This is a genomic window from Fulvivirga kasyanovii (assembly GCF_009711405.1).
Taxonomy (GTDB): domain Bacteria; phylum Bacteroidota; class Bacteroidia; order Cytophagales; family Cyclobacteriaceae; genus Fulvivirga; species Fulvivirga kasyanovii.
Map to the genome: position 1 here is coordinate 1 of NZ_SMLW01000446.1, position 10,842 is coordinate 10,842.

Sequence of the window (10,842 nt, forward strand, 5' to 3'; positions counted from 1 at the left end):
TTTTCCAGAAAAGTTTCCCTCCGAAGATCCGGAAGAGAATCCTGATGAACCCTTAACCAAGCCTCCGAAGGAACCTTACACCCCTTCCCCCGACAGAGAAGAGCGTCCATCTAAAAAATAAAAAGCAGGACAGTGTATCAAAGCTCCGCACGTATATCTTTGAGGAAATACACTATCCGGATTTAATACAAATGAACATACAGGTATCGGGCCCCTCTGAATTTACAACCACCTCCTGGGCAGGAGGCACCACTACAGAATTGATGATATACCCGCAAGCAAGCAGCTATAAGGCTCTGGACTTTGACTTCCGGCTGAGTATAGCCACCGTTAACCTGGAAAAATCAGTTTTCACATCACTTCCGGGCATTTTTCGAACCTTAATGGTATTGGACGGCAGCCTGAAATTAGTGCATGAAGGACATCACACAGCCCAGCTCAAAAAGTTTGAATCTGACCACTTCATGGGCAACTGGATAACTACCAGCTTTGGTCAGGCAACGGATTTTAACCTGATGACCACCCAGGGGACACAAGGGACAGTAACAGGACTGCGCCTTGCCCCGGAGACATATGTTGAACTACAGGAGCCTGCCAATAGTAAAATTATAATTTGTTATGTCCTCAGAGGTGCTCTCGAGGTAGAAGGAGCCCCTTCAACCGTTGAAGCTGGTGCCCTGCTAAGTCTGAGCAACTTTGAAATCAATGATAAAATGCCCGCCATCAAAGCTTTAAACGATACGGAGGTTGTAGTTGTACATATTCAGGGATAAAATTCCCATTCACTCTACGGTCTACCTTGCTCATATTAATCTCCCAGCGCAGTAAACAAGTCAGTCATTTTTGGGTTTAGTAGAATAACCAACCACCAGATCGATGACCGTACAATCGGAACGCGCTTACAACATCCAGTATGACCCTGGCCAAAACTGGGTCATCATGAAATGGGAAGGCTACATATCCAGTGTAGAATTCAGGGAAGGTACTGAACTGATGCTCAACCTGTTGATTAAAAATAATGCAAACAAAGTGCTGGCAGATATCAAAAACATGCTTTTAATAGATCGTGAAGACCAGGAATGGCTGATCAATTATTTTCTGCCCAGAGCTGTACGGTTCGGCTTTAAAGCCATAGCCCTGCTAAAACCTATCAGCATATTTAACGACTCAGCCATTAAACAGATCTCGTCCCACATCGACCGGAAAATCTCTATCCGAATGTTTAATGATATGCAGAGCGCCAAAAACTGGCTAATCGAAACCGAGGCCTGAGCATGAACTCAACCTTCCGTATCGCCCCACAAATGATGAAGCTCCCTGGGGATGGAGGCGAGTATACTCTGCACCTCACCCTCAGTGATATGAGATCGAAGTACTTTTAACACTCCCATGATTGCATTCTCTCCATCCTTGACAGTAGTGATGTCGTGGTGCCCGGCCGGATAATCCTCACGGATCACATGGGTAACAAATTCACCGATATGCTTTATCCGGAAAGGCTTTTCCTGGTATTTCCAACCCTCAACATACAGTCCTTTCAGCACAAGGGGCAGTTGTGCCATTAGCTGAAAAGACTCCTGAATGGTAAGCCTGGCACGCAGTGTATGCAAAACGGCGCGCAACATCCTGCCCGCCAGCTCTTTATTTCCCGGAAAACCCAATTCGGAAGCTACTTCATTGAGTATATGATTTCCTTTTTCAGCATGTTTGATAAAATCCATGGCCTTTCAATTTTAATTTGCCAATGAGTAAATCTTAGCGCATATAATATCTCAAAATATCAGGATTTATTCAACAATATTATTATTCTATTGCAGATAACAACGGCTTTTCTTTTTCATTATATTAACAATCTTTAACTTAGTTTTCAGTTCTAAACAGTGTCTTCAGGCTTTAATTGATACCAATCATAATTGCAAGGCCAATAAAAGCATGATACATGAACTCACTACCGCCTGAAACTCCCCTGGTAACTGTAATAATCGCCACACACAATAACGCAAATACTGTTGAGTATGCCATAAAAAGCGTGCTATGGCAAACTCTTGGTGACTTTGAACTCTGGGTAATAGGTAATCACTGTACCGACCACACGGAAAAGATAGTTCAAAGTCATATGAAAGATCCACGGGTTCACTGGTATAACCTTGCGAGCCACCACCTGCACCCTTCAAAGTTGTATAATGAAGGATTGAAAAGGGCTAAAGGAGAGTATATTGCATACTTAGAAGAAGCAGATATCTGGTTACCAAACCACCTCAAAGACCATATTGAACACCTTCAGTCTGCCTCAACGGATTTCGGCTTCTCTATTATGGAATGTAAATTCTCATTTACCCACGCTGAGGTATGTATACCTATGCTGCAAAAACCGCAGTATGTGCCCGCAATGAGCACCCTCACTCATAATAAATCCGCTGCGGAGCGCCTGGACTATTGGCAGGAAACCCATTCAAGGTACCTGGACTATAGGGTAGCCTTTTTAAAAGAAGCAAGAAAAAGGCATATGTCAATTGAGGTAGTTCCATCGCTTACGGTATTGAAATTTCAATGGAGCGAGGAGAATTATCATGATATCGGCCCTCAACCCTTATTTATGGAGAAGATCATCGAGGAACCCGACTTCCTTCACAAGGAAATGTCTGCTCTAATATATCATGCTTACAGTAATTTGAACCGATATCCTAACTTCAAAAGTATTAAAGCTCAAAATCGCAACTCCATAGCGGACCTCTTGCAGTGGGGCAGCAATACATTACTTCCCCTGCTAAGACGGATGTTTAATGCTATTAATATACTCCGAAAGAAAATTAAACGTGCATATAAAAACATCCTTCATAAGGCCAGGAGCAAATACAGTATCAGCAAATAAGGCTATAAGGAGCAACGTTATGATCAGCGTAGAATATTATTCTACCACTCCAAGCTGTGCCTCCAACTCTTGGATGCGGGCTATGTATTCTTTTTCCTTTCGGGCCATTTCTTCCTGAGTGGCGGAAAGTTCCTCCATATTCTGGCGCATCTCCTCTTCCTGGGCGCGCATTTCTTCAGTCATCTGTTGCGAAGAACTGAGAAGGCTTTCTGTTCTGGCCGTTACTTTATTCGTAGAAATAGAGGATGCTATGGACTCTCCAGCTTTTTCCAAAAATTCGATATGATATGTCTCAAATGGCTTAAATGAGGCCAGTTCCAGGATACCTTCGGTTTTTTCATTCACTTTTAAAGGCACAATGATCACATTGGATGGCGTAGCCTCTCCCAAACCGGAAGTAATGCTGATATACCCCTGAGGCACTTCTTTCAAATGGATCGTCTCTCCTTCAAGATAAGTCTGGCCGATAAGCCCCTGCCCTGCCTCATAGCTGTTGGACACATATTTTTTACGGTTATATGCGTAGCTCGACACCAGATCGATAGTGATCGCATCCTCATCTTCATCATTAATGATGTACAAACCACCCTGATTGATGCTCAGGTAGTTGACAATATAGGAGATCAGCTTATCATAAAGTTGCTCACGGTCAATTTTAGACTGTAAAAGAGACGCCAGGTCTGCCAGACCTTTGGTAGACCAGTTCCGTTTTTCGTCTTCTGCCCGGGCTATTTCAACCTCTTTTAAGGTCTTTTTAAGTTCTTCCTCACTTTTTAAGGCATCCTGGTTTTTGGCATTTGCTTCTTCCAGTAAACTCAGGTTCTCTTTTTCATACAGGTTATTCAGGTTAAAGAGGAAAACTGATGAACTCAACAACATCACAATGACCAGGAACATGTCTTCATAAACTACTCCATATTTTTCTGAAGCTATATTCAACTGTTCATAACCCACACCAAGCATCTCATGGATGGGATCATAAAGTAATACTACCGCTATTATAGAAGCCAGACCTATGCCGAGCATCACTTTTTCCCTGGTGGAAAACAGGGTAAAAGGCAGCACAAGACTACTGGCTATAAACATCCTTGGTGAAACATAATGGACTATCTCAATATTTTCGGGCTGGCTAAGCTTCGTTGACAGGTTGATCCATAGCACGCCAAGCGCCGGTATAATACTCACCAGCAACCGGGAAATGCTATGAAGCTTAAAGGAGTTTAAAATAAGGATACCTAGCGTAAATGCCAGAATAGTGAACATCAACAGGAAGTTGGTATTTTCCCGGAACGAAAATATGATCATAAATACGATGATCATAGAACTGATGATCGCTCCCAATCGGTTCGACAGGATCACCCTGTGCTGCAACTGGAAATCCATACCCTCATCTACCCCGATATGTGAGAGCCTGCCCCAGAGGTTAGCCATATAACTCATACTTCTAGCAATAGGTTGTCAATAGTAAAAGACAAAATAATGATTACTTTATAATAAAACATCCAAAAAAGATAATTATTATCAACAGAAAGTGGCTAAAGGATCAGGCGCAGCAGGTACCCTACCACCACGGCCATGCCAAAACTCAGGAAGGTGCCGATGAGTAAATATTCGGTCTGATTCTTTTCTTCGGTCTTTCTCAGGTCTCCAAACCTGAATATAGACTTTGCCGCCAGGAGAAAACCGATGGCTGCATCCTGCTTCGCCAATAGAAAAATAAGGATCAGGAATCGCTCAATCACACCGATCCAGAGCCCGGCATCCTTAAGGGTCTTCTTTTTATCATCCTCTATTTCTTTTCTCCACTTTTGGGTGGCTATGCCTATAAATATAGCTGTGGGCCGGGAAAGCAGAATGAAAGCACCAATAACATACAACCTTTTGGGATCGGAAATCAGCGCTATGATGTCCAGTTCAAAATCTTTCACCAACAACCACCTCCACACGCATAAAATAACTGCAAGATGAAGTGTCTGGTCAATGATAAACCACAGCGTATTGCGGCCTTGCTGGTATGACTTGATCAGGTCGATCAACAGGTGGGAAATGAATATGATCAAGGCTACATCCCAATGCTTGATATCCCACAATACAAGCCAGGCAAGCGCAGCATGTATGAGCGCATGCAAATACAATTTGGCAGACCGGAAGTGTTTTTTATTGCGGTCTTTAACCCAGGCCCGGGGTTGCAGGAAGAAGTCTCCAATAAGATGGGCAATAAGTAATCTGAGCAGAATTCCAACAGATGCTATCATTTCAGGTTCCTGGTAATGAGTTTATTAAATCGGTTTAGGGCGGCCTCTACGGCATCTATATTTGCAGAGGCCAGTCTTTTGTGTACTGCGGGTTGTGAGATCTTCAATTTAGCAGAAAGCTCCAATTGGGTAACATCCTCCTGTAAGTACAGGCAGGCCGCTTCAGCCATTGCCGAAGACCACCGGTTAATAATGGCATCCAAAAGTTTACAAACTACTCCCAATTCGTCATTCACCTCATCCCATGGGGTGCGTATGGCCAACTCCATACCTGCCTGCTTCATGGAATCGAGGAGCTGCCCCGAGTACTGGAAAGCCTCTCCGTCGGATTCTACAATCTTGTCTGCCTTATAGCTTATCGTTCCTATGCCGATACTTAGCCGGGCATCAGGAAGCTCCTGTAAGGGTTTGGTATCGTTGGTGTCAGTATAATCCCATGCACGCAGTCTAGCACGGATTAAAATTGCAGCCAACAGGGCCTTTGCCGGATCTTCAATCACTCCCTGAAAGCTATCTCCCCGGTATATTTCAAAAGAACCGGTTGCTTTGAGGACTTTGCGGTCCACAATATCAAAAGAGGCTTTAAGAACTTCATTCAAGTGACCTCTCTCTCCTATTTTCTTAGATGATATGATATCTCCTGTAATTACGGCTACCATCAATAGTTTAAGTTTGTTTAATTCTAAGATAGCATTTTTAAATAACTTTCCAAGGTTATAAATGCTAAATACAACCTTTTAAGGTTATTAAATCAATAACACTTACTATAACCATAAAAGGTTATAAAATAAGAAAATAACATTAAAGGGATATAATGGACAACCTGAAGCAGTTATCCATCGACAATATCGAATTTAACAACTAATGCACAATAATGAATAAGCTTTCAGGAATTAACTTTCCGCATCAAATGTAACCCCGTCAATTGCAATTGATTATAATAAACACCAAGAACTAAACAGTGGCTTTACTAAACTTCCGAATGTTTGGTAAAGCTTAACTGCTCAGAAGCACTGACAGCAGGTAATATTGTAAAGCAGAAGAATTGCACCCTTTAAGGGCGGGCATCACCTGATACTTTTAACAAAAGGCTGCACCTTTTGCTGACAGATTGCGCCCTTTCAGGGTTTGGATTTGGCATATGGAGGGAATGGGAAGAGCCATAACCTGATTAATAAATAATCCAGATCTAAGTCATCGTAACATTCTATCATTTCAAATCAGATCGATTTCAATAAACAGAAGCATGACAGAACTAAACAGCAGCTTTACTAAACTTCCGAATGTTTGGTAAAGCTTAACTGCTCAGAAGCACTGACAGCAGGTAATATTGTAAAGCAGAAGAATTGCACCCTTTAAGGGCGGGCATCACCTGATACTTTTAACAAAAGGCTGCACCTTTTGCTGACAGATTGCGCCCTTTCAGGGTTTGGATTTGGCATATGGAGGGAACGGGAAGAGCATGTGTAAGTTCTAAACATGAAAAAACCCGGACTGAAAACAGACCGGGTCTTTTTATATGTATTTTGACAGCTCTCTTATTCAGCCATTTCCATTTCTTTGGCTTGTAAGAACCTTTCTGCATCAAGGGCGCCCATACAGCCTGTACCGGCCGCAGTTACGGCTTGTCTGTAAATTTTGTCGGCAGCATCACCGGTAGCAAAAACACCTTCGACATTGGTTTTTGAGCTTCCTGGCTGCACTTTTAAGTAGCCTACTTCGTCCATATCCAAAACGCCTTTGAATATATCTGTATTCGGCTTATGTCCTATCGCTACGAAAAATCCTTGTACATCCAGTACTTTGGTTTCATTAGTCTGGTTATTAATAACCCTCACTCCGGTTACTTCCTCATCATTACCCAGTATTTCCTCGGTTTCCGTATTCCAGAGGATCTCAATATTTTTGGTATTTTTCACCCTGTTTTGCATGATCTGTGAAGCGCGAAGTTCATCCCTCCTTACGAGCAGATAAACTTTAGGGCAAAGGTTCGCCAAATAAGTAGCCTCTTCCGCAGCGGTATCACCACCACCTACTACTGCCACATTTTTACCTTTATAGAAAAAACCATCGCAAACAGCACAGGCAGAAACTCCTTTATTATAATATTTTTCCTCAGAGGGCAAACCCAGGTATTTTGCACTGGCCCCGGTAGAGATAATGACTGAGTCCGCAATGATCTCATACTTATCATCAATGGTCACTTTGTGGGGATAACCTGAAAAGTCCACTGCCGTTGCCAGGCCATAGCGGATATCAGTGCCGAATCGCTCTGCCTGTTTTTGAAAATCCACCATCATCTGAGGACCATTGATACCATCAGGGTAGCCAGGATAGTTCTCCACATCATTGGTAGTAGTCAACTGGCCGCCAGGCTGGCCGCCGGTTACCATAATTGGTTTCAAACCCGCTCTTGAAGCATAAATTGCTGCAGTATACCCGGCCGGTCCGGATCCGATAATCAGTACTTTAGCTTTTTCTTGTGTCATTATAATTAATTCTGTTTTTTCCTTTCAACCTAACAAAAGTTAGTCTTTCTAAGTTTAAATCTTTCAATTCCACCCCTTGCCAAACACTGCGCAAAACTAAAAAAAATAGGTCCCACTATTCATGAGACCTAATTGATTTTGTTTATGCGGCCATAACTATCCTAAATAAGGTTTTAATGCCTTGCTTCGGGAAGTATGCCTTAATCTGCGAATCGCTTTTTCTTTTATTTGTCGTACCCTTTCCCTGGTAAGGTTAAACTTCTCTCCTATTTCCTCAAGGGTCGTAGAATGCTCTCCGTTTTAACCAAAGTAAAGGGATATTACATCTGCTTCACGCTGTGTTAGTGTCGATAGCGCCCGTTGTACCTCCCTTCTCAGAGAGTCGTTCATGAGTTCTGAGTCCGGAGTTTCCTCCAGGTCATTTTCAAGAACATCCAAAAGGCTGTTTTCTTCTCCCTGCACGAAAGGCGCATCCATAGATACATGGCGGCCGGAAATTTTCATAGTGTCTACCACTTCCGCTGTAGTCACTTCCAATACTTCCGCAAGCTCATCAGGTGATGGCTCTCTTTCATACTTTTGCTCAAGCTCAGAAAACGTCTTGGAGATCTTGTTCAAAGATCCAACCCTGTTGAGGGGCAATCGCACAATTCTGGATTGTTCAGCCAAAGCCTGCAGGATGGACTGTCTGATCCACCAAACTGCATATGAAATAAATTTGAAACCACGTGTTTCGTCAAACCGCTGGGCAGCTTTTATCAAACCAAGGTTACCTTCGTTGATCAAATCTCCAAGTGATAATCCCTGATTTTGGTACTGTTTAGCAACAGATACTACGAAACGCAAGTTTGCTTTGGTCAGTTTCTCAAGTGCTAATTGATCTCCTTCTCTAATCCGTTGAGCTAGCTCTACTTCTTCATCTGGTGTTAATAAATCGACTTTACCAATTTCTTGCAGATATTTATCGAGTGACTGACTCTCTCTGTTCGTAATCTGCTTGCTAATCTTAAGCTGTCTCATTCAGGTTATTTATAATTTTCACTATCGACCATTACGCAAACACCAATTTTATAAAATTTAGTTCCAAATGACAAAAGTCAGAGCAGAATTAATTACTGCTCTGCTCCTTTTTTTCTGGTTTTGGCAACAGTACTTTTCTGGATAGTCTAAATTTACCCGTTTTCTTGTCAATTTCAACTAATTTCACTTTCACTTCCTCTCCAACTTCGAGTATTCCTTCCATATTCTCTACTCTTTCCCACTTGATCTCGGAGATATGCAGCAGGCCATCTTTACCTGGCATAAACTCTATGAAAGCTCCGAAAGGCATGATAGACTTCACTTTACCATCATAAACCTGGCCTACTTCCGGCACGGCTACGATAGCTTTTATTCTCTTCAATGCCTCGTTCATTGAATCCTTATCAACAGCAAATACGCTTACCACACCTTTATTATCAATTTCTTCGATAACGATGGTAGCGCCGGTCTCTTTCTGGATTTCCTGGATCACTTTTCCTCCAGGTCCGATAACCGCACCGATCATTTCTCTCTCGATAGTAAGCACTTCCGATCTTGGTGCGCTAGGCTTAAGATCAGGATTAGGCTGAGCTATGGTTTTCTTCATTTCATTAAGAATGTGAAGTCTGCCTTCTTTTGCCTGCTCCAATGCCTGCTTTAGCACATCGTAAGAAAGACCATCTACTTTAATATCCATCTGAGTGGCAGTGATACCTTTCTCAGTACCTGTAACTTTAAAGTCCATATCGCCCAGGTGGTCTTCATCTCCAAGGATATCAGAAAGTATGGCAAATTTACCTGACTTGCTATCGGAGATCATACCCATGGCAATACCTGATACAGGTGCTGATATCTGAATACCGGCATCCATCAGGGCCAGTGAACCGGCACATACTGTAGCCATTGAAGATGAGCCATTAGACTCAAGAATATCAGAAACCACACGGATAGTATAAGGGTTTTCTGTTGGCAACACCTCTTTAAGTGCTCTCCACGCCAGGTTACCGTGACCAACTTCCCTTCTGCCGGGACCTCTGTTAGGCCTTACTTCACCGGTTGAGAACCCTGGGAAGTTATAGTGTAGCATAAATTTATTGGAACCTTCAAACATGGCACCGTCAATCATCTGCTCATCCATTTTGGTTCCGAGGGTAACTGTGGTCAACGACTGGGTCTCTCCCCTTGTAAACAATGCAGATCCGTGAGTAGAAGGTAAGAAGTTAACTTCTGAAGCTATTGGTCTTACTTCATTAAGCTTTCTTCCGTCAAGTCTTTGTTTTTCATCAAGCACAAGGTTTCTGCTTGCTTCTTTTTGAATAGACTTAAAATATCTTGCAAACATGAATTCGTCAAGCTCGTAATCTTCAGGCAGGCTCTCAACAAATTCTTCTTTTAATTTTTTGAAGCCCTCCGAACGCTCATGCTTAGACCCTTGAGCTTTTACTAAAGCATATGCTTTGTCATAAAGCTCAGCCTGCATTTTGGCTCTCAGTTCTTCATCATCATTTTCGTGGCTGTATTCTCTCTTTACAGTTTTTCCAACCTCTTCCATAAGCTCAATCTGAGCCTGGCATTGAACCTTGATCGCCTCGTGGGCCACTTTAATGGCTTCAAGCATATCATCTTCAGATACCTCTTTCATCTCTCCTTCCACCATCAGGATATTATCTATGGTAGCAGCTACGATCAGATCAAGGTCAGCTTCTTTGTTTTGCGACAGTGTAGGGTTAACAATGTATTCGCCGTTAATCCTTGAAACTCTTACTTCTGATATGGGTCCGTTAAAAGGGATATCAGAAACTGCAAGGGCTGCAGAAGCTGCAAGGGCTGCAAGTGCATCAGGCAAAGCCTCCTCGTCGCCAGAGATAAGTGAGATAGCTATTTGTGTGTCAGCATGGTAATCGTCGTTGAACATTGGACGAATGGCACGGTCAACTAACCGGCTGATCAGAATTTCATAGTCAGAAAGACGGCCTTCTCTTTTGAGGAAACCGCCAGGTATTTTCCCGGATGAGGCGAATTTTTCTTGATAATCTACTGATAAAGGAAGGAAATCAACTCCTTCTTTGGCTTCAGGACTTGATACTACAGTGGCTAGCAGCATGGTGTTACCCATTCTGACAACTACAGAACCATCGGCTTGCTTAGCCAATTTACCGGTTTCTATAGTGATGGTTCTCCCATCAGGTAAGTTTATAGTTTTGTT

9 protein-coding genes and 1 pseudogene are annotated in these 10,842 nt (G+C 42.6%); 3 read left to right on the top strand and 7 right to left on the bottom strand.

Annotated features, from left to right (window positions below; translation table 11 throughout):
• Window positions 1-191 precede the first annotated feature (191 nt).
• Complete coding sequence (locus E1163_RS07155; RefSeq protein ID WP_155170756.1) at window positions 192-773, top strand: HutD/Ves family protein; 582 nt, start codon at window positions 192-194, stop codon at window positions 771-773.
• A 103-nt stretch (window positions 774-876) separates the two neighbouring features.
• Window positions 877-1,272: a PH domain-containing protein gene (locus E1163_RS07160; RefSeq protein ID WP_155170757.1), complete on the top strand. Its 396-nt coding sequence runs from the start codon at window positions 877-879 to the stop codon at window positions 1,270-1,272.
• An 8-nt stretch (window positions 1,273-1,280) separates the two neighbouring features.
• Here the strand turns inward: E1163_RS07160 and E1163_RS07165 are convergent, their stop codons facing one another.
• The gene (locus tag E1163_RS07165) at window positions 1,281-1,721 is read right to left on the bottom strand and encodes a DUF2267 domain-containing protein (RefSeq protein ID WP_155170758.1); all 441 of its coding nucleotides are present in this window, start codon (window positions 1,719-1,721) and stop codon (window positions 1,281-1,283) included.
• A gap of 218 nt (window positions 1,722-1,939) precedes the next feature.
• On the opposite strand from E1163_RS07165, the gene E1163_RS07170 reads away from it, so the two are divergent.
• Entirely contained in the window at window positions 1,940-2,872 is a 933-nt protein-coding gene (locus tag E1163_RS07170; protein WP_155170759.1) for a glycosyltransferase family 2 protein, read from the top strand.
• Window positions 2,873-2,908: 36 nt separating this feature from the next.
• On the opposite strand, the gene E1163_RS07175 is transcribed toward E1163_RS07170, so the two are convergent.
• From E1163_RS07175 to pnp, 6 genes and pseudogenes are all read right to left on the bottom strand, one after another.
• Window positions 2,909-4,303 (bottom strand): GAF domain-containing protein, encoded by a 1,395-nt coding sequence (locus E1163_RS07175; RefSeq protein WP_185155999.1) that lies wholly within the window; start codon window positions 4,301-4,303, stop codon window positions 2,909-2,911.
• Window positions 4,304-4,407: 104 nt separating this feature from the next.
• A complete protein-coding gene (locus tag E1163_RS07180; protein ID WP_155170761.1) occupies window positions 4,408-5,127 on the bottom strand; it encodes a DUF3307 domain-containing protein in 720 nt (239 codons plus the stop codon).
• Entirely contained in the window at window positions 5,124-5,786 is a 663-nt protein-coding gene (locus tag E1163_RS07185) for a SatD family protein (protein ID WP_155170762.1), read from the bottom strand. The genes E1163_RS07180 and E1163_RS07185 overlap by 4 nt, the downstream gene beginning before the upstream one ends.
• A gap of 879 nt (window positions 5,787-6,665) precedes the next feature.
• Window positions 6,666-7,616, bottom strand: a complete 951-nt coding sequence (gene trxB, locus E1163_RS07190) for a thioredoxin-disulfide reductase (RefSeq protein WP_155170763.1) — start codon at window positions 7,614-7,616, stop codon at window positions 6,666-6,668.
• Between the two features lie 156 nt (window positions 7,617-7,772).
• A pseudogene (locus E1163_RS07195) lies at window positions 7,773-8,636 on the bottom strand (sigma-70 family RNA polymerase sigma factor).
• Between the two features lie 88 nt (window positions 8,637-8,724).
• Window positions 8,725-10,842 (bottom strand): polyribonucleotide nucleotidyltransferase (gene pnp / locus E1163_RS07200; RefSeq protein ID WP_155170764.1); only part of this gene is annotated, 2,118 nt, incomplete at its 5' end.